Source organism: Microbacterium sp. Root553, assembly GCF_001426995.1.
Taxonomy (GTDB): domain Bacteria; phylum Actinomycetota; class Actinomycetes; order Actinomycetales; family Microbacteriaceae; genus Microbacterium.
Map to the genome: position 1 here is coordinate 1,027,048 of NZ_LMFY01000001.1, position 20,099 is coordinate 1,047,146.

The window sequence follows — 20,099 nt, forward strand, 5'->3', positions numbered from 1 at the left end:
GGTCGGGCGGTCGGTCGGTCGGGGCGCCGCACAGATGCAGGACCGATGCACGGATGGCGGACGAAAGCCGGCGTTCCGTCCTGCATCCGTGCATGCGTCCTGCAATCGCACACCTCCGACCGGAGGCGCTGCACGGATGGCGGAAAAGGAACGGATGCTGTCGCTCGGGCGCATCTCCGATGTCGGTGGCCGGTGCCAGGATCGGAGGATGCCGAAGACCGGTCGCGTGCAGCGCGACGACACCCTGATTCCCGCGAAGCCCCGCTCACAGGGTCCGCTCGTGCTCGTCGCCGCCCTCGTCACGGTGGTGCTGTGGGCGTCGGCGTTCATCGGCATCCGCGGTGCGGGCACTCACTTCGACCCGGGCGCGCTGGCGCTGCTGCGCATGGCCGTGGGCAGCGCAGCACTCGCGATCATCGCGGTGCGCCACGGCATCCGTCTGCCCGAACGTCGCCACCGGTGGCTCGTCGCCGTGTGGGGCGTCGGCTGGTTCTGCGTCTACAACCTCGCCCTGAACGCCGCGGAGCGCTCACTCGACGCGGGCACGGCGGCGATGGTCGTGAACCTCGCGCCGCTGATGGTGGTGATCTTCAGCGGACTGTTCCTGCGTGAGGGTTTCCCGCGGCCGCTCGTCATCGGCGCTCCGATCGCGTTCCTCGGCGTGGTGCTGATCGGAATGAACTCGTCGACGAGCGAAGGACCCGACATCACCGGGCTGCTGCTCGCGCTGCTCGCCGCCGTCATGTACGCCGGGTGCACGCTGCTGCAGAAGCGGCTGCTCAGCGCCGGGTCCGACGCGACGACACTGACCTTCCTCGGGGCCGTGGCCGGCACGGTCGCCCTGCTCCCCTGGACGGGCAGTCTCGTCGGCGCCCTGCAGGCGGCTCCGCTCGACGCGACGCTCTGGGTCGTCTACCTGGGCATCTTCCCGACCGCGATCGCCTTCACGACCTGGGCCTACGTCCTGCAACGCAGCACGGCGGGCCAGACCTCCGCCACGACCTACGTCGTTCCGGCGATCGCGATCCTGATGTCGTGGGCGATCCTCGGCGAGGTGCCGACTCCGCTCATGTTCGTGGGCGGCGCGCTGTGCCTGCTCGGCGTCCTCGTCACCCGCATGCGATGGGGCCGCCGCACCTGACCCGTGCGCTCCGCCCGGCATGCCGAGGCCTCCCCTCCCGCTTCCCCCTCCTCGCCCGATAAGGTGTGCGCGGAGGCGAAGATGACGACCTGGTGGCCCTACGCACGACTCGCTGCAGCAGTGCTCTCACTCGCCGCGATCATCGCCCAGCTGTCCCGCAGCATCCAGAACGCCCTCGACGCCACCACCGAGTGGGGGCAGCATCTGCCGACGGTCGCCGCGAACTTCCTCAGCTTCTTCACGATCCTGTCGAACCTGCTCGCAGCGATCGTGCTGATCATCGCGGCGGTCTGGGCACTGCGCCACCGCCGCGACAGTCGGCCGGAGCCGAACGGGCTCGCCGTCGCCCTCGCGTGCGCGAGCACCTACATGATCGTCACCGGCATCGTCTACAACACGCTGCTCCGCGGCGTCGAACTGCCCCAGGGCGTCACGGTCCCCTGGTCGAACGAGGTGCTGCACGTCGTGTTCCCTCTGTTCCTGCTGCTCGACGTGCTCTTCGCCCCGCGTCGACGCGCCCTCGCCTGGAGCACGATCTTCATCGCCGCGATCTTCCCGATCCTCTGGGCGATCTACACGATGATCCGCGCGAACTTCATCACCTCGCCCGCCACGGGGAACACCTGGTGGTACCCGTATCCGTTCCTCGACCCGCGCCTCGTCGGCGGCTACCTCGGCGTCGCCGGCTACATCATCGGCATCGCGGTCGCGATCATCGGCGTGGCCGCCCTCGTCGTCTGGGTCGGTCGCCGGCGCGGTGCCAGAGTGCCCGTCGACGCCTGACCGGCATCCGCACCGGGACCGGCAGCGGCACAGGCGGGCGCGCCCATGGGCACAAGTCCCCATGGGCGGGCCGGATCGGCGCGTTCGGATGCGGTTACGCTGGTCGCGGGGGATCGTCGACGCGTCCCCGTGGCAACGAGGAGACACATCGATGAACGAGCCCTACGCGCCCGGCGCCTCTGCAGGTGCGACGCCGCCTCCCCCCGCGCCCTCCGGCTCGTCGATGCCCCCGGCCCCGCCCGCTCCGGCCACCCGCGCCGCGGCTGCGGCCGTCGCGCCGCCCGCGTCCCCCTCGGCGAGCAGGAAGTCCGAGGCCCCGACCGATGCCGAGCTGCGTCGCGCGAGCGAGGTGCTGAAGACCGTCTCCGACGCGTACTCGGCCAAGATGGTCGGCCAGGAGCGACTGCGCATGAGCCTGCTGATCTCACTGATCGCCGGCGGCCACATCCTGCTGGAGAGCGTTCCGGGGCTCGCGAAGACGACCGCCGCGAGCACGCTCGCCGACACGGTCAAGGCGCAGTTCAAGCGCATCCAGTGCACACCCGACCTGCTGCCCAGCGACATCACCGGCAACCAGATCTACGACGCGGCGACCGGATCCTTCCGCACGGTGCTGGGTCCGGTGCACGCCAACTTCGTGCTGCTCGACGAGATCAACCGCTCGAGCGCGAAGACCCAGAGCGCGATGCTCGAGGCCATGCAGGAGCACCAGACCACGATCGGCGGCGAGGTGCATCACCTGCCCAAGCCGTTCCTGGTGATCGCGACCCAGAACCCCATCGAGCAGGAGGGCACCTACGAGCTGCCCGAGGCGCAGATGGACCGCTTCCTGCTCAAGGAGATCGTCGAGTACCCCAGCCCCGCGGAGGAGTTCGAGATCCTCGGCCGCATCGACTCCGGCGTGCTCGATCCCGACCGTCACGTCTCGAGCGCGATCAGCCTCGACGACGTCGACATGCTGCAGGACGTCGCGAGCCGGATCTACGTCGACCCCGCGATCCGCAACTACATCGTCTCGATCGCCTACGTCACGCGAAACCCCGCGCCCTACATCGGCGAGGAGCGTGCCCGGTACATCAAGTACGGCGCGAGCCCCCGTGCGAGCATCGCCTTCCTGCAGGCCGCCCGCGCGCTCGCCCTGCTCAACGGCCGTGCGCACGTGCTGCCCGAGGACATCCGCTCGCTCCGCCACCTGGTGCTGCGCCACCGCGTGCTGCTGACCTTCGAGGCCGACGCCGAGGGCATCCGCAGCGAGGAGATCATCGACCAGATCTTCGCGTCGGTGCCCACGCCCTGACACCCCCATGGCCAGCCTGATCACCCAGGTGAAGAGCAAGCTCTTCATCCACTCGTCGCGCAAGTCGCTGCACGCGCTCGACGGCGCCTACGCGTCGTTGCTGCACGGGCGCAGCCTCGACTTCGAGGATCTGCGCAAGTACGAGTACGGTGATCAGGTGCGCGACATCGACTGGCGCGCGACCGCCCGACTGGGCACGCCGCTGGTCAAGCGGCACCGCGCGATGCGCATGCACACCATCCTCTTCGTGGTCGACACCGGACGCTCGATGGCCGCCCTCGCCCACGACGAGAGGTCGAAGAAAGACCTCGCGATCCTCGCCACCGGCGTGCTCGGGGTGCTGGCGCTGCGGCACGGCGACGATTTCTCGCTCGTGTACGGCGACTCCGACCGCATCCGTCGCCGGGCACCGGGCCGCAGCGAGGGTGCTCTCGAACACGCGCTGCGCACGATCGAGGGAGCCATCGACTCCAGCACCGCGTCCAGCGACCGCGACGCCCTGCTCTCGTACGTCACCCGCACCATCTCGCGCCGGATGATCGTCGTGGTGATCACCGACGAGGCTCCCGTGACCGACGAGACCGAGCGGATGCTGCGACGCCTGCGCGTGCAGCACGACGTGCTGTGGCTGACCGTGAGCGACGCGGATCCCGTGCTCGACCACGCGACCGGAACGATCCGCAGCGACGTGGACAGCCTGTGGGAGGTCCCGGACTTCGTGCAGGGCGACCTCGACATCATCCGCGAGCTCACCGCGCAGACCGAGGCCGACGCCGCCCGCCTCGCCGAGGTGCTCAAGCGCATGGAGATCAGCCACAGTGTGCTGGCCGGTCAGGACGACGCCGTCTCGCAGCTGCTCCAGCTGCTGAATCGGAGGTCGAATGCCCGGCTCTGACGAGCTCTACCCTCCGGCCCAGTACGGCTGGGGCTGGATCCTGCTCGCGTTCGGCGTCCTCGCGCTCCTGATCGCGGGAGCCTGGCTGGTGGCCGCCCTCACCCGGCCGCGTCGCGATCTCACCCTCACCGACGAGTCGCAGGGGCCGTTGCTGCTGACCGTCGACGTGCTGTCGCAGCTGCGGGTGGAGTACCTCGACCGCATCCAGCGCATCGAAGACGACTACCGCGCCCGCACGCTCTCGGCCCGCAATGCGAACCTCGAGTTCAGCCGCGTGGTGCGCACGTTCGTCAACGAGTACAGCGGACTCGAAGCCCCGGTGCTCGCCCTCGACGACCTCGTCGCGCGCGGGGTGCACCCGGCGCTGATCGACGCCATGGGACGCCATTACTATCCGAGCATCTTCCGTCAGGGCCCCGCGATCGATCCGGCCGCGGGCGCCGAGGCCGCGCGAACGGTGGTGCGCACATGGCACTAGCCCACGGATGGCTGATCCTCGTCGCTGTCGGCGTCGTACTCGCCGCGATCGCGATCGGGGTGGTCGTCGGCCTGCGCAGCGGCGCCAGGACCGAGGAGCACGAGCGCGCCCGCGTCGCCCGCGCCGAGCGCCTGCGGGCGCTGCCCACCTTCCGCCAGGCGTTGAACCGTCGCGTGCTCGCCCTCTCCGCCGTCCTGCTGCTCGGCGTGGTCGCCGCACTGTCGGCCGGAGTCATCGCGGCGCGGCCGATGTCGTCGCAGACCATCCAACCGGTCAACACGAGCCGCGACATCATGCTCTGCCTCGACGTCTCGGGGTCGATGAGCGAGGTCGATGTCGAGGTGCTGTCGGTCTTCGAGGATCTGCTCGACGACTTCGAGGGGGAGCGCATCGGACTGACGATCTTCAACAGCTCCCCCGTGCAGATCTTCCCGCTCACGGACGACTACGAGTTCATCCGCGGTCATCTGCAGAGCATCCGGGAGAGCTTCGACTACACCGATCAGGTTCCGGAGCACTGGGTCGGCACGCTGAACGGCAACGGCGCCTCGCTGATCGGCGACGGGCTCGCCGCCTGCACGATGGCGTTCGACCACCCCGACGACGAGCGCTCCCGCTCGATCATCTTCGCCACCGACAACGAGATCAACGGCGCCTCGATCGTGACCCTCGACGAGGCGGCCGCGTACGCCGACTCGATCGGTGTGCGCGTGTTCGCACTCAACCCCGTCGCCGGCAAGGACGACGCCGTGAGCGCCGAGCTGGCGAAGGCGGCCGAAGCCACGGGAGGCGCGGCCTACGGCCTGCGCGACACGACCACCGTCAGCGACATCGTCACCCAGGTGCAGGAGCAGGAGGCGACGGAGCTGAAGGGACAGGCGCAGGTGGTGTGGACCGACACCCCGAACCTGTGGATCGTGGTGCTGCTGATCTCGATGCTCTCGTTCCTCGTGGTGCTGTGGAGGGTGCGACTGTGATCTTCCAGCCCGTGCTGAACGTCTTCCTCCTCGTGCTGCTGTGCGCGCCGGTCGGGGGTCTCGCCGTGATCGCGCTGGCGAAGGCGAAGGGCCGAGACAAAGCGCTGTGGGTCCTGCGGCTCGTGCTGCTGCTGGCCTGCTTCGTCATGTTCCTGCGCCCCGGCATCCCCGGCGGCGCCACCCAGACCCTCGCGACCGACACCGACGTCGTGCTGGTCGTCGACACCACCGCGAGCATCGTCGCCGAGGACTGGAACGGCGACGAGCCGCGCCTCGACGGAGTGCGCGCCGACGTGCAGAGCATCGTCGACGAGTATCCGGGCGCACGGTTCGCCCTGATCACCTTCGACGCCTCGGCCGACCTGCGGATGCCGCTCACCACCGACACCACCTCCCTCATCTCGTCTCTCGACGTGCTGCGCCCCGAGGTGACGAGTCAGTCGCGCGGCAGCTCGATCGGCATCGCGAGTCCGCTGCTCGCCGAGACCCTCTCGAATGCGGCGGAGTCCTCACCGGACCGCTCGCGCATGGTGTTCTACTTCGGCGACGGCGAGCAGACGGTCACTTCGGCACCCGAGCCGTTCGACGGCAGCGCGGAGTTCACCGACGCCGGCGCCGTGTTCGGCTACGGCACCGCGGAGGGCGGGCCGATGCGGCTGACCACCGGCGGTCTCGGCGATTCGGGATCGGGCGAGTACATCGAGTACCAGGGGTCGAACGCGCTGTCGGTGATCGACGAGGCGAACCTCGAGGCGATCGCCGGTGAGCTCGGCGTCGACTACCAGCACCGCACGGCGGATGCCGAGATCACGCTGCCCGAGGCCCCCTCGACGACGACGAACTACGCCGAGTCCGGATCCGTCGGCAACGTCACCGAGCTCTATTGGATCGCCGCCCTCGTCGTCGTCGCCCTGCTCGGCGTCGAGCTCGCACGGGCCAGCATGCTCGTCGCCCGGCTGCGGCTGCTGCGCACCCCGCGCTCCCGGGACCGGTCGACGCGCGACGCGTCCCGGTCGACGCGCGACGCGACGGCGACCCGACCCGACGACGGAGGTGCCGCATGACCGAGGCGACAGCACCCGAGGCGACGGCGCCCGAGGACATCCGCGCGAGGGCGGCATCCGCTCTTCTGGCATCGAACCGCAGGCGGCGCCGCATCCGTCGCTGGATCGCGATCGGCACCCTGCCCCTCACTCTCGCCGCGCTGCTCTTCGTCGGCAAGGTGCTGAGCATGTACGCCTTCGCGCACCAGTCGATCACGGCCTACGTCGCCGACGACTTCGCGGGATCGGAGTCCGCCGCCCACGGCCAGGAGTTCCTCAACTGGTTCGAGCCGTACAAGGCTCCCTTCAACGCGGGCACCGCCCTCGCCGGCGCCGAGGAGCTGTCGGCATCCCGCGCGAAGCTCGAGGAATCGCTCGACCTGGCCACCGGCCTCGAGGTCTGCAGCGTGCGCATCAACCTCGGGCTCGTGATCGAGCGCATGGGAGATGCGGCCAGGGCCGACGGCGACGGCACGGGAGCCGCGGCGCTCTACGGCGAGGCGCTCACCGTCACGTCCGAGATGCCGCCGGAGTGCGACAGCGACGAGGCGGAGGAGCAGTCCTCCGACCCCGACCGCGACATGCAGCAGAGCAAGGAGGATCTCGAGGGTCGGCTGAAGCAGAAGCAGCAGCAGACGCCGCCCGAGGAGGAGCAGCCTCAGGAGGAGTCGGAGCCGCAGCCGTCGGACGACAAGCTCGACGAGCTCAAGGACAAGCTCGAGCAGGGCACGCAGGAGCGGGACCAGCAGCAGGGCGAAGACGGCGGCGGCTCGGGGACGGACAAGCCATGGTGATGGATCACGAGAAGCAGCGCGCCCGCTACGTCGCCGGCACCGAGGGCGCGCCGCCGGTGCCGCCGCCCGGCGGGTACCGCAACGCACGCCGCGCATCCGGCCCCTTCGTGCAGCAGCCCGGCGTTCCGGGGGCCACGGCCACCGCCACTGCGACCGGCTCTGCGACCGGCTCGGCATCCGGCACCGCGGACACGCCGAAGAGACCGGCGAACACCCTGGGCTGGATCGCGCTGGTCGCCGGCATCCTGTTCGCCGCGATCCTGCTGATCACGCTGGCCGTGGGAGCGACCGACGTGCTCTACGGCGTCACGATGCTGACGCTGCAGCTCGTCGTGGTGGCCGTGATCGTCGGCGCGCTCTTCACCGCCCGCGGACGCACCCTGGCCGCCGCGGCGCTCGCGGTCACGCTGATCTTCAACGTCGCCACCGTCGGCGGCATCGGTGCGCTGCAGACCTCGGCATCCGGAAGCTACGACGGCATGAAGACCGAGGAGCAGAAGCACGAGGAGGCCTACCCGGGCATCAAGGGCACCGACCCGCAGGCAGCCCTCCGTCAGCAGTCGCTCGAGGAGGTGCGGGCGGAGGCCGACAGCGTCTTCGCCGACATCCGCGCCCGCATCACCGCCGAGTACGGGTACGAGTGGGTGCAGGTCGGCGACGAGGACCTGCGTCCCGAGCGCAACGGGTACGGCGGAGAATCGATGCTGATCGAGTACACGTCGGTGGGCTGGGCGACCACGCAGCCGATCCAGGATTACAACACCAAGCTCGACGTCATGGCCACCATCGACGCGGTCGTCGCCGAGCACGGGATGCCGCCGCTCTACTCGTTCAACGGCGAGTATTCGGGCATCGATCCGACGATGATCGCGAAGCTCTACGGCAGCGAAGACCCGCGCGAGCAGCACACGTGGGAGTACTACACCGACAACTACCCCGATCCGACGCGGCTCTACGCCAACATCTACGACCTGTCGAATGACCCGACGGGCGACTTCCGCACCACGCGCGAGGCGCAGAGCGCCCGCACGGGCGAACCGCTCGAGGGGCTGCAGATGGTCGTGCTCGCGAGCGCCGTGCTCAGCGAGAACGATCGGGCGGAGTACGAGGAGAAGCTGAAGGACTACCCCGGGTTCCAGTGATCGGGGGCGGCGGCACGGTCGTCGCGGTCGTCAGGAGGCGAGGGCGAGACCTGCGGCGAGCGCGAAGCCCAGCACGGTCGCGAGCCCCGTCGATTCCTTCGCCTTCGACTGCGCCTCCGGGATCATGGAGTCGACCAGCATCACGAGCAGGGCTCCCGCCGCGAAACCGCTCGCTCCGGCACGGAAGCCGTCACCGGTCACACTCGTGAGAGCGAAGCCCGCGACGGTCGCCACCGCGCAGACGACCGCGACGCCGGCCCACAGCAGCAGCACCCGCGACTTCGCCATCCCGCCCTGCAGCAGGTCCGCCGCCGAGCCGATCGATTCCGGCAGGTTCGACACGAGGATCGCGACCACGAGCGCCACGCTCACCGGCTCTCCGGACGCCAGCCCGATGCCGAGCACCAGCTGCTCAGGGATGCCGTCGAGCAGCGCACCCACCGCGAGCTGGCCGCCGCCGGCCTGCCCCTTCTTCTTCGCGGCTCTGGCGTCGAGGATGCGGGCGGCGATGTAGTAGCTGATCGCTCCCAGCGCGACGCCGAGCACGAGCGGGATGGGGCCGGCGAGCGCGAGCCCCTCCTCCCACAGCTCGAATGCGATCGACGCCATGAGCGCGCCCGCACCGAACCCGAGCACGATGCCGAGCCAGCGCGGCGGCCAGGCGCGCAGCAGTGCGAGCACCGCGCCGACGAAGAGGGGCGCCGCCGCCACCACGCCCCAGAGGATCGCTCCGCCCATGTCCTGCCTCCTTCAGGGCCACTCTGCCACTGAGGCGCCGAAACCGGTGAGTCGCCGCCTCCGCCGTTCAGTCGCGTACGCGGCGATGGATACCGAGGTCGGTGCGTCCCGGCAGCAGATCCGCCCGCAGCGCTCGGGTGCCGTGGTACTCGCCGTCGCGCAGCCGGCGGTACGGACTGCTCGGCGTCTCGTCGTCGATCCCCGCGAGTCGTGTGCGCAGGCGGGCGGATTCCCGCTCGACGTCAGCGGCGCCGAAGCCGTCGACGTCGTGCACGACGTGCAGGTCGAGCGGCTCGATGCCGGTGTACCAGAGCGTGCCGTGGGTGAGCGGGAACATCAGCGCGTCGATGTCGCCGCTGATGCCGCGGGTGCCGATCGAACGCTCGTCCTCCCCCGCGGTCACGATCACGAGCGCGCGCCTGCCGGCGAGCAGTCCCTCCCCGTACCGCAGCGGCAGCCCGGTCTCGGGATCGGTGGGTCCGTAGGCGAATCCGTTCGTGAGCACGCGATCGAACCACCCTTTGAGAATCGCCGGCGGGCCGTACCACCACAGGGGGAACTGGAGCACGACCAGATCGGCCGCCGCGAGCTTGCGCTGCTCCTCGCGCACATCGGACGGCACCGTGCCGTCGGCGTGCGCGGCACCCATGAGGTCGACGACGTTTCCCTCCCGTCCGCCGGGCGCACCGAGGTCGGCAGCGCCGAGCACCGGATCGAACCCCTGCCGGTACAGGTCGGAGACGTGCACGTCATGATCGCGCGACAGCATCTCCACCCCCTCTCGGAACAGACGGGCGTTGACGGAGCTCTCCTGGGGGTGGGCGAGGATCCAATGGACGGTCTTACGGGGCGCGGACAAGCGAGGCTCTCTTCCGTGGGGATGATGATGGCGGGATGCGGCGGCGGGCGTCAGCGGATGCCGGCGGCGTCGTGCGGGGAGCGTTCGGCGCCCTGTGGGGCGCGTCGCACCAACGGCACGAGCGCGGCGGCGGCCACCGCGACGGCGGCGACCACGAGAGCCACCGCGAATCCGCTCGCCCCGACGACCTGGGAGATCGTGCCGAGCACGGCGATGCCGAGCCCGCCGCCGAGGGCGAAGGCGACCTCCTGGATCGCGCCGACCTGCCCGGCGTCGTCTTCGGTCGTGACGTCGAACAGGGTCGTGGCCGCCAGGGTCGCTGCGACGCCGAATCCGGCGCCGACGAGCACGAGCGGCAGCGCCACGATCTCGGGATCCAGCGCCAACCAGACCAGCCCGACGCCCTGGATCACGAGCGCGAGCACCGTGAGCGAGGGTGAGGTCAGCCACCGCAGGAACAGGGGTGCGGCGACGCCGCCGAGGGCGATCGCGACCGCCTGCGGCAGGATCGCGATCCCCGCCTCCGCCGCGGAGTACCCGCGCAGATCCTGCAGGTGCAGGCTGGCGAGGAGCACGCAGGCCGACGACACCCCGCTGCTCGCCACGATGCGCACCACCGCAGGACTGAAGCCGGACACGCGGAACAGGCGAAGGTCGATCAGGGGGTCACGCAGCGAGCGCTGCCGTCGGATGAAGAACGCGAGGGTCACCACGGCGATCAGGCCGGCGGCGGCCGCGGGCACGGGAGCGGCCAGAATCTCGTGCAGCGCGAACACCAGGGCACCCAGCGCCACGATCGACGACACGATGCTGAGGGTGTCCCACGACACCGGCCGGGAGCTGCGCGAGTCCGGCACGAGCCAGAGGGCGAGCACCGCGGCGACCAGGGCCAGCGGCACGCTCCCCAGCAGCAGCCAGCGCCATCCGGGCCCCTCGGTCACCAGACCGCCGAGAACGGGACCGAGGGCGCTGCCGGTGCCGAACGTCGCGGTCCACAGCCCGTAGGCGAGCACGCGCTGACGAGCCTGATAGTGCGCGCCGATCGTGGCGACGACGCCCGCGACGACGAAGGCCTCGGCCACACCGAGGAGGGCGCGCACGACGATCAGCACGAGGCCGTCCTGCGCGAGGCCGCCGATGAGGTTGAGGATCGCGAATCCGGCGAGGCCGAGGAGCACGATCCGCTTGCGCCCGACGGCATCTCCGATGCGTGCGGCGAGGATCAGCGTCGCCGCCAGAGAGAGGGAGTAGACGTCGACGAGCCACAGCGCGCCCGTGTCGCTGAGCGTCAGATCGCCGCGGATCGCAGGCAGCGCGGTCGACACGCTGCTGATCGCGAGCGCGCCGATCAGGATGCCGAGGAGGAGGGGGATCATGGCCAGCCACGGATGCCGCGGCGAGCGCGAACGGGTGGATGCCACGGGCACAGAGGAAGTCACGTGTCCAGTGTCGCGGACCGGTACGAGACGAGCAAGTACGGTCATTCTGGTCACATACTGACGTTTCGGATACTATGGGACCGACGAAGGGCGGGTCCGGTGAGGGAGAAGACGGCGCGCATCGTGCAGGAGTGGACGGACGCCTGCGATGCGGAGATCTCGATCGCGGTGCTCGGCGGCGCATGGAAGCCCAGCATCCTCAGCCTGCTGCGCGAGCACGAGGTGCTGCGGTTCGGCGAGCTGAGCCGCCTGCTTGACGAGCCGACGGCTCGCGTTCTGACCCGCCAGCTGCGCGAGCTCGAAGACGACGGCCTCGTCATCCGCACGGTGTACCGACAGGTGCCGCCCAAGGTCGAGTACCGGTTGAGCGAGCTCGGCCGTGGATCCCTGCCGCTCGTCGACGCGCTGACGTCGTGGGGCGGGAGCTATGCCGAGCACCAGCGGAGCCTGCTGCCGGGAGCGAGCGCTCCGTTCGCTCGCTGACCCCGCGCGAACGGCCCCGAGAGATCTTCGGCCGTCGCGCACCTCGCGGACATCGGGTGCGTCCGAAACAGCCGACACGCCGCCGATAGACTGGGAGCCATGTCCAAGGTCCTCCAGTCACTTCCCGTCGGCGAGCGCGTCGGCATCGCCTTCTCCGGAGGACTCGACACCTCCGTCGCCGTCGCGTGGATGCGCGACAAGGGCGCCGTCCCCTACACGTACACCGGTGATCTCGGCCAGTACGACGAAGACGACATCGCGTCGATCCCCGGCCGCGCGCTGGAGTACGGCGCCGAGGCGTCCCGCCTGGTCGACTGCAAGACCGCGCTGGTCGAAGAGGGCCTCGTCGCCCTGTCGTGCGGCGCATTCCACATCCGCTCCGGCGGCAAGACCTACTTCAACACCACGCCGCTCGGTCGCGCCGTGACCGGCACGATGCTGGTGCGCGCCATGAAGGAGGACGGCGTCGACATCTGGGGCGACGGCTCCACCTACAAGGGCAACGACATCGAGCGGTTCTACCGCTACGGCCTGCTGGCCAACCCCCGCCTGCGCGTCTACAAGCCATGGCTCGACGCCGACTTCGTGACCGAGCTCGGCGGCCGCAAGGAGATGAGCGAGTGGCTCGTCGCCCACGACTTCCCCTACCGCGACTCGGTGGAGAAGGCGTACTCGACCGACGCCAACATCTGGGGGGCGACACACGAGGCGAAGACGCTCGAGCACCTGAACGTCTCGCTCGAGACGGTCGACCCGATCATGGGCGTCAAGTTCTGGGATCCGTCGGTCGCGATCGAGACCGAAGACGTGTCGGTCACCTTCGACGCCGGACGCCCCGTCGCCCTCAACGGCGTCGAGTACACCGATCCGGTGGCCCTCGTCATGGAGGCGAACACCATCGGCGGACGCCACGGCCTCGGCATGAGCGACCAGATCGAGAACCGCATCATCGAGGCGAAGTCGCGCGGCATCTACGAGGCACCTGCCATGGCGCTGCTGTTCATCGCGTACGAGCGCCTCGTGAACGGCATCCTGAACGAAGACACCCTGGCCACGTATCACGAGTCGGGTCGTCGCCTGGGTCGCCTGATGTACGAGGGACGCTGGCTCGAGCCGCAGTCCCTCATGCTGCGCGAGTCGATCCAGCGGTGGGTCGGTCTCACGATCTCGGGAACCGTCACCGTGCGTCTGCGCCGCGGCGACGACTGGACGATCGTCGACACCACCTCGCCAAACCTGTCGTACGGCCCCGAGAAGCTGTCGATGGAGCGTGTCGGCGACGCAGCCTTCGGCCCGGTCGACCGCATCGGCCAGCTCACCATGCGCAACCTCGACATCGCCGACTCGCGGTCCCGCCTCGAGCAGTACGCCGGCCTCGGCCTGATCGGCGGCGCCACCGGCGAGCTCGTCGGCCGCGTCACCGCGGGTGAGTCCGGGGAGATCACCGGCGCGGTCGAAGACGTCGACCAGGCGCTCGCGGGCGCGGTGGACACCGCCTCTGAGGGTGCGGCCTTCGACTCCGGCACCGACTGACCGAACAGGCGTCACGAGAGGGGGGCGGATGCGATCAGCATCCGCCCCCCTCTGCTGTCTGTCCGAGTCATGGCGTGCACAATTCAACACGGACGGGTGCCGATCGGCACCGACACCCGCCGGTTCGTCGATGGAACGACCGTTCTCTGCTGAGTCGTGAACGGGCGACCCCCGTCACCCGTGAGTCCGCCGCACTATCTTGCACACTTCTGTGCACATTAGCTACCATGGACGCATGACCACCCGTGCTCCCCGTCGCGATTCCGTCGAGAACCGTGCCGGAATCCTCGATGCGGCCCGAGAGACCCTCGCCGCCGATCCCCGCGCCTCGATCGACGTCATCGCCCGCAGCGCCGGCCTCTCCCGCCGCACTCTGTACGGGCACTTCGACGACCGCGAGGCGCTGATCCGCGAGCTCATCTCGGTGGGCGCGCAGCGCTTCAACGCGATCGCCGAGTCCGTGACCGACGCCGACGCGCGCATCGCGCTCGCCCGGCTCGCAGCCAGGCTCTGGCAGGAGGCGTCCCACGTGCAGGTCGCTGCGGCCCTCGCCCTCGACGAGGCGCACGTGCAGCACACCGCCGACGCCCTCGCGCCGCTTCGTCGCACCGTCTCGGCCCTCGCCCGACGCGGTCAGGACGACGGCAGCTTCCGCACCGACATCGCCGCACCGACGCTCGCACGCCTTATCGAAGAGGTCGCCCGCACAGTCGTATCCCGCACCGATGCCGCGAGCATCGGCGCCGAGAACCTCGCCGTGCGCACGCTCCTCAGCATCGCGGGGCTGTCCTGGCGCGATGCCGACGACCTGCTGACCGCGCATCCCGAGATCATCGGATCCGAGCGGGTCGACGCATGAAGATCACTCTCCACGAGGTGAGCAAGGGGCGGGGCGGCCAGGCTCTGCCCACCACCAGCCTCGAATTCCACACCGGTGCCGTGCGCTTCGCGATCGCCGAGACCGAGCAGCGACCGAGCGTCCTCGGCCTGATCGCGAGCGGGCGGATGCGCCCGGACACCGGCCGCGTCACCATCGACGGCAGCGTCGACAACCGACGGCTGCGCCGCACGATCGCGCTCGTCGACGCCCCGGACGTCAGCGACCCGCATGCCGACATCACCCTCGCGGGCGTCGTCGGCGAAGAGCTCATGTTCGCCGGCGTCGGAGCGACACCCCTGCACTCGCGCCGCTGGCTCACGCAGCTCGGCTTCGGAGAGCTGGCGGGCGTGCCGATCGGCAACGTCGATCCGGCCGCCCGCGTGCGCATCCTGTGCGAGCTCGCGGTGCTGCGCAAGGGCACCGAGGGCGTGGTGCTCGTCTCACCCGACCGCCACGGCGGCAGCCCGGACGGCTGGTGGCGCATCGCGTCGGAGTTCGCCGACCGCGGGTACGCCATGCTCGTCATCGTCGGCGGATCTGCCGCGGTCGCCCTCGAACGCATGCATGAGCTCGAGGCCATCAACGCCTCGGGTCCGATCCCGCCGCTCGTCCTCGACTCCCTCGCCGCCGACGAACCGACGGCGGGCGCGGACATCGTCACCGACACGGCTGCGGACGACGACGCAGACCCGGATCCCGACCCCGACCCCGACACCGACACGGCTGCGGACGAAGACGAAGACGCCACAGCCACGGATCCCGCCATCGACACCGATACCGACACCGATATCGACACAGACACAGACCAGAACGGAGCAGGGCGATGAAGGTCCCCTCCATGATCGCCGCCGAGCTGCGGCGACTCACCGCGAGCAAGATGGGCATCATCGCGCTGATCGCGCTCGTGTGCGTGCCGATCCTCTACGGCGGGCTCTACCTCTGGGCCAATCAGGACCCGTATGCCAAGTTCCCCGACGTCCCCGTCGCGCTCGTCGTCGACGACGAGGGCGCTGCGACCCCCACCACGGGGACGGATGCTCCGACCGGCGAGACCGTCAACTACGGCGAGGATGTCGCCGACAACCTCATCGAGGGCAACGCCTTCGACTGGCAGCGCATGTCGGACGACGAGGCCGCGAGCGCCCTGCGCGAGGGCACGGTCGACTTCGCGGTGACGATCCCCACGGACTTCTCCGCCGCGCTGACCTCGGCATCCGGCGACGACCCCCATCAGGCGCGGATCGAGCTCGAGACGAACGATGCCAACAACTACCTCGCCTCGTCGATGGGCACCCAGGCGGTCGAGAAGATCCGCAGCTCGGTCGCCGAGATGGTCGGGAGCGAGGCCGCGGAGCGGCTGCTCACCGGATTGAGCGAGGTGCGCGACAAGCTGGTCACAGCCGTCGACGGCGCGACTCAGCTGACGGACGGTGCCAACACCGCGGCGACCGGCAGCGCGACCCTCGCCGACGGCACGGCGCAGCTCGCAGACGGCACGGCGCAGCTCGCGACCGGCGCACAGACGCTCGCCGGCGGGGCGCAGACGCTCGCGAGCGGTGCGCAGACGCTAGCCAGCGGCGCACAGCAGGTCAGCGACGGCAATCGTCAGCTCGCCGACGTCGCCGACCGCGCGGGCAACGCGGTCCAGCAGGCCGCGAACGCGCTGCCCCAGGTGCGCACCGACATCGCGAACGCCCTGACCGCGCAGGGGCTCACCCCCGATGAGGTCGACCAGGTCCTCGCGAAACTCGACCCGCTCGGCACCCGCCTGCAGGAGGGCAACGCGCAGGTGCAGGGGGCCGTCGGCAAGGTCGACCAGCTCGCCGCCGGCGCAGCATCCGTCGCCTCCGGAGCCGCCGACCTCGCCTCGGGCGCCGGTACGCTCGCCTCGGGCGCCGGCACGCTCGCCTCCGGCGCCGGCACCGTCGCGACGGGCGCGGCATCCGCGAACGACGGTGCCGCACAGCTGCGCGACGGACTCGGCACGCTCGCCTCCGGCACGGCCGAGCTGCGCGACGGACTCTCCGACGGGGTCGCGCAGATCCCCGTCTCCACCCCCGAGCTGCGCACCCAGCAGGCCGACACCATCGCCGACCCGGTGAAGGTCTCCAGCGACAAGGTCGCCTCCGCCGAGGACTACGGTGCAGGCCTCGCGCCGTTCTTCGCCGCGCTCTCGGCATGGATCGGCATCTACGCACTGTTCCTCATCGTCAAGCCGATCTCCCGTCGCGCCGTCACCGCGCTGCACTCGCCGCTGCGCGTCACCCTGGCGGGGTGGCTCACCCCGGCGATGCTCGGCGCCCTGCAGATGGTGGGGCTCATGGGCATCCTGGCCATCACGCTCGGCTTCACGTTCAACAACCCGATCGGCACGCTCGGGGTGATGGTCTTCGCCTCCGCGACCTTCGCCGCCATCATCCTGATGCTGAACGTGTGGCTCGGCTCGGTGGGGCAGTTCCTCGGTCTGGTGCTCATGGTGCTGCAGCTCGTCACCGCGGGCGGCACCTTCCCGTGGCAGACGCTGCCCGCCCCTCTGGCCGCCCTTCATCATGTGCTCCCGCTCGGTTACGTCGTCGATGCGATGCGGCAGCTGATGTACGGCGGCAACCTGGGCCGGGCCGGCTGGGATATCGTGGTGCTCGGCATCTGGCTCGTCGGCGCGCTGCTGCTCGCGGCGATCGGCGTGACGCGGATGACGCATCGGAGAACGCTGCGCGATCTGCAGCCGAGCCTGATCGGCTGATCCCCCGCTCGGTGCGACCGAGAACCCGGCGGCGTCCCACGCCGTCCGTGGGTGTGAGTAGGATTCCCAGAGTGCGTCCGATGAGACGCGCTCTGGGGCTCAGTGGGACCGGGTCCCACCATGCCGTCCGAAAGAGTTCTCGATGATGACAACCGATTCGCCCGATCCTGCCCCGGTCGCGCGCACCTCTCTGCGCGGTCGCATCGGCCGCATCGCCTTCCTCGTCGTGGCCGCGGTCGTCGTGATCGCCGTGGCCGCAGCGTTCGTCGTCACCTGGACCATCCAGCGGTCCTTCCCTCAGACGGAGGGCACCCTCCCCCTCGACGGGCTGCAGGCGCAGGTCACGGTGCAGCGGGATGATCGCGGCATCCCGACGATCACCGCCGAGTCGACGGACGACCTCTTCTACGCCCAGGGGTTTGTGCACGCGCAGGATCGATTCTTCGAGATGGACTTCCGCCGCCATGTCACGGCGGGCAGGGTCGCCGAGATGTTCGGAGAGTCGCAGGTGGCGACCGATGCCTTCCTGCGCACCCTGGGCTGGCGCGTGGTCGCCGAAGCCGAGGTCGAGGCGATGGACGAGGTGACGATCGGCTACTACGAGGCGTACGCCGACGGCGTGAACGCGTACCTCGGATCCCGATCTGGCCCCGAGCTGTCGCTCGAATATGCCGTTCTGGGCATACAGAATCCGGACTACGCCCCGGAGCCCTGGGAGCCCGCGGACTCCGTCGCCTGGCTCAAAGCGATGGCCTGGGATCTCCGCGGCAACGTCGACGACGAGGCGGCACGCTCGCTGCTCGCCTCAGAACTCGCGACCGGCGCCGATCCGGACTCGGCGCAGGCCACTCTCGAGCAGCTCTACCCGCCGTATCCGTTCGACGAGAATCCCGTGATCGTCCCCCAGATCTCCACCCTCGAGACGGGCACCGAGCCGGTCGTGTTCACCGACGACGCGCACGACGGTGAGATGCAGCAGGCGGCCACCACCATCGAATGGCAGGAGGCCTCCGACGTCATCGAGGCGGCGAGCCTGCTCGTCGGGGATGTCGGGGAGGGCATCGGCTCGAACTCGTGGGTGGTCTCGGGCGACCTGACCGAGAGCGGCCTTCCCCTGCTCGCCAACGACCCTCACCTCGGTGCATCGCTTCCCTCGGTCTGGTACCAGGTGCAGCTGCGGTGCAGCGAGGTCACGGATGCCTGCCCGTTCGATGTCGGCGGCTTCTCGTTCTCGGGCCTCCCCGGAATCGTGATCGGACACAATCAGCAGGTCGCCTGGGGGTTCACCAACCTGACCACCGACGTCACCGACCTGTACGTGGAGCGTCTGGAGGGCGACCAGTACTGGCGCGACGGCGTGCTCGTGCCGCTCGACCAGCGCACCGAGACGATCGAGGTCGCCGGGGGCGACGACATCGAGCTCACGATCCGCTCGACCGCGCACGGCCCCCTCATCTCGGGACTCACCGACGACTTCACCGCGATCGCCGCCGATCCCGAGCCCGGACTCGCGGCGGGCGGGTCGACCGCCACCGCCCCCACCGGCGAGGACGCCGAGGACGCCGAGTACGCCGTGAGCCTGCGGTGGACGGCGCTGGACCCCGGAACCGCGGCGACCGCGATCTTCGCGCTCTCGACCGCGCGGAACTTCGACGACTTCCGCGCCGCGGCATCGCTCTTCGACGTGCCGGCGCAGAACCTCGTCTACGCCGACGTCGAGGGCAACATCGGCTACCAGGCGCCGGGGCGCCTCCCGATCCGCGGCGCCGGAGACGGATGGATGCCGCAACCCGGCTGGGACAGCCGCTACGACTGGACCGGGTTCATCCCGTTCGAAGAACTCCCCGTGTCGTACAACCCGCAGTCCGGGTACATCGTCACGGCCAACAACGCGATCGTCGCCGACGACTATCCCTACTTCCTCTCCCGGGACTGGGACTACGGCTACCGCGCCGATCGCATCGAGCACCTGATCGAGCGTCGAGCCGCCGCGGGCCCTCTGACCGCGCAGGACATGCGCGAGATCCAGATGGACAGCGAGATGTGGATCGGCAAGCGGCTGGCCTCGGCGATGGATGACGTCACAGTGACGGGCGCGGGCACCCGTGATGCGGTCGACCTGCTGCGCTCCTGGGACGCCCAGAACACGGCATCCTCGCCCGCCGCGGCCTACGCGAACGTGCTCTGGTCGAATCTCGTGCGCAACATCTTCGCCGAGCGCGAGGATCCGCTGCCGATCGAGGGTCACGGCCGCCTGTTCACCGTGGTCGGAGATCTCCTCGACTCCCCCGCGGACCCGCTCTGGACCAACCCCACCCTGGGTGTCACCAGCATGAACGAGATGCTCGCGGTGTCTGCTGAGGAGGCCTACGATGAGCTCGTGGGCCTGCAGGGCGACGCCGTCAACGCGTGGCGGTGGGGTGACCTGCACGCGATCACCCTGACCAGCGACACCCTCGGCTCGTCGGGGATCGCCCCGATCGAGATGCTCTTCAATCGCGGACCCTACGCCGTCGGCGGCGGCGCGTCGGTGGTCAACGCCACGGGATGGGATCTCGGCACCTCGTACGCGACCACGACCGTCCCGTCGATGCGGATGATCGTCGACCTCGCGGACCTCGACGCCTCGACGTGGATCCACCTCACCGGCGCCTCCGGGCACGCGTTCGACGAGCACTACATCGACCAGACCGCCGACTGGGCGTCGGGTGTGCAGAAGCCGTGGGCGTTCTCGCCGGCGGCGGTCGATGCCGCCACCCGGCACACCCTCGTTCTCGTCCCGGCGGGCTAGCGGGCCTCGGGATCCGCGGGCTTCGGGTCAGCCGGCATCGGAGTCAGCGGGCTTCGGGTCAGCCGGCATCGGCGTCAGCGGGC

General features: G+C 70.0%; 18 protein-coding genes. 15 read left to right on the plus strand and 3 right to left on the minus strand.

What is annotated here, in order from left to right; all coding sequences use genetic code 11:
- The first annotated feature begins 208 nt into the window (after positions 1-208).
- The 9 genes from ASD43_RS04635 (at position 209) to ASD43_RS04675 (ending at position 8,550) form a co-directional block, all read left to right on the plus strand.
- A complete protein-coding gene (locus tag ASD43_RS04635; RefSeq protein WP_056419093.1) occupies positions 209-1,141 on the plus strand; it encodes a DMT family transporter in 933 nt (310 codons plus the stop codon).
- 81 nt (positions 1,142-1,222) lie between these two features.
- Positions 1,223-1,924: a Pr6Pr family membrane protein gene (locus tag ASD43_RS04640; protein ID WP_056414204.1), complete on the plus strand. Its 702-nt coding sequence runs from the start codon at positions 1,223-1,225 to the stop codon at positions 1,922-1,924.
- A 151-nt stretch (positions 1,925-2,075) separates the two neighbouring features.
- Complete coding sequence (locus tag ASD43_RS04645; protein WP_235564026.1) at positions 2,076-3,221, plus strand: AAA family ATPase; 1,146 nt, start codon at positions 2,076-2,078, stop codon at positions 3,219-3,221.
- A 7-nt stretch (positions 3,222-3,228) separates the two neighbouring features.
- The gene (locus tag ASD43_RS04650; protein WP_056414207.1) at positions 3,229-4,116 is read left to right on the plus strand and encodes a DUF58 domain-containing protein; all 888 of its coding nucleotides are present in this window, start codon (positions 3,229-3,231) and stop codon (positions 4,114-4,116) included.
- On the plus strand, positions 4,103-4,594 hold the full coding sequence (locus ASD43_RS04655) for a hypothetical protein (RefSeq protein WP_056414210.1): 492 nt from the start codon (positions 4,103-4,105) through the stop codon (positions 4,592-4,594). The genes ASD43_RS04650 and ASD43_RS04655 overlap by 14 nt, the downstream gene beginning before the upstream one ends.
- Entirely contained in the window at positions 4,585-5,571 is a 987-nt protein-coding gene (locus tag ASD43_RS04660; RefSeq protein WP_235564028.1) for a vWA domain-containing protein, read from the plus strand. Before ASD43_RS04655 ends, ASD43_RS04660 begins: the two co-directional genes overlap by 10 nt.
- Complete coding sequence (locus tag ASD43_RS04665; RefSeq protein WP_082539258.1) at positions 5,568-6,635, plus strand: vWA domain-containing protein; 1,068 nt, start codon at positions 5,568-5,570, stop codon at positions 6,633-6,635. Before ASD43_RS04660 ends, ASD43_RS04665 begins: the two co-directional genes overlap by 4 nt.
- Positions 6,632-7,408 (plus strand): hypothetical protein, encoded by a 777-nt coding sequence (locus tag ASD43_RS04670; RefSeq protein WP_056414214.1) that lies wholly within the window; start codon positions 6,632-6,634, stop codon positions 7,406-7,408. Before ASD43_RS04665 ends, ASD43_RS04670 begins: the two co-directional genes overlap by 4 nt.
- Complete coding sequence (locus tag ASD43_RS04675; protein WP_056414217.1) at positions 7,402-8,550, plus strand: hypothetical protein; 1,149 nt, start codon at positions 7,402-7,404, stop codon at positions 8,548-8,550. The genes ASD43_RS04670 and ASD43_RS04675 overlap by 7 nt, the downstream gene beginning before the upstream one ends.
- Before the next feature lie 30 nt (positions 8,551-8,580).
- Here ASD43_RS04675 and ASD43_RS04680 read toward each other — a convergent pair whose 3' ends face one another.
- The 3 genes from ASD43_RS04680 to ASD43_RS04690 all read right to left on the minus strand — a co-directional run bounded on the left by ASD43_RS04680 (position 8,581) and on the right by ASD43_RS04690 (position 11,586).
- On the minus strand, positions 8,581-9,288 hold the full coding sequence (locus tag ASD43_RS04680; protein ID WP_056414219.1) for a ZIP family metal transporter: 708 nt from the start codon (positions 9,286-9,288) through the stop codon (positions 8,581-8,583).
- A 67-nt stretch (positions 9,289-9,355) separates the two neighbouring features.
- Positions 9,356-10,147 carry an NAD(P)H-dependent oxidoreductase gene (locus ASD43_RS04685; protein WP_056414222.1) on the minus strand — a complete coding sequence of 264 codons (792 nt, stop codon included), beginning with the start codon at positions 10,145-10,147 and terminating at the stop codon, positions 9,356-9,358.
- Positions 10,148-10,197: 50 nt separating this feature from the next.
- Positions 10,198-11,586, minus strand: coding sequence for an MFS transporter (locus ASD43_RS04690; protein ID WP_235564030.1), 1,389 nt, complete (start codon positions 11,584-11,586; stop codon positions 10,198-10,200).
- Between the two features lie 99 nt (positions 11,587-11,685).
- On the opposite strand from ASD43_RS04690, the gene ASD43_RS04695 reads away from it, so the two are divergent.
- The 6 genes from ASD43_RS04695 (at position 11,686) to ASD43_RS04720 (ending at position 20,016) form a co-directional block, all read left to right on the plus strand.
- A complete protein-coding gene (locus tag ASD43_RS04695) occupies positions 11,686-12,069 on the plus strand; it encodes a winged helix-turn-helix transcriptional regulator (RefSeq protein ID WP_056414228.1) in 384 nt (127 codons plus the stop codon).
- Positions 12,070-12,168: 99 nt separating this feature from the next.
- Positions 12,169-13,602, plus strand: coding sequence for an argininosuccinate synthase (gene argG / locus ASD43_RS04700; RefSeq protein ID WP_045252663.1), 1,434 nt, complete (start codon positions 12,169-12,171; stop codon positions 13,600-13,602).
- A gap of 235 nt (positions 13,603-13,837) precedes the next feature.
- The gene (locus ASD43_RS04705) at positions 13,838-14,461 is read left to right on the plus strand and encodes a TetR/AcrR family transcriptional regulator (RefSeq protein ID WP_056414231.1); all 624 of its coding nucleotides are present in this window, start codon (positions 13,838-13,840) and stop codon (positions 14,459-14,461) included.
- Entirely contained in the window at positions 14,458-15,309 is an 852-nt protein-coding gene (locus ASD43_RS04710) for a hypothetical protein (RefSeq protein WP_200946564.1), read from the plus strand. The genes ASD43_RS04705 and ASD43_RS04710 overlap by 4 nt, the downstream gene beginning before the upstream one ends.
- Positions 15,306-17,225 (plus strand): YhgE/Pip domain-containing protein, encoded by a 1,920-nt coding sequence (locus ASD43_RS04715; RefSeq protein WP_056414234.1) that lies wholly within the window; start codon positions 15,306-15,308, stop codon positions 17,223-17,225. The genes ASD43_RS04710 and ASD43_RS04715 overlap by 4 nt, the downstream gene beginning before the upstream one ends.
- 145 nt (positions 17,226-17,370) lie before the next feature.
- Complete coding sequence (locus ASD43_RS04720) at positions 17,371-20,016, plus strand: penicillin acylase family protein (RefSeq protein WP_082539436.1); 2,646 nt, start codon at positions 17,371-17,373, stop codon at positions 20,014-20,016.
- The last annotated feature ends 83 nt before the right edge of the window (positions 20,017-20,099 follow it).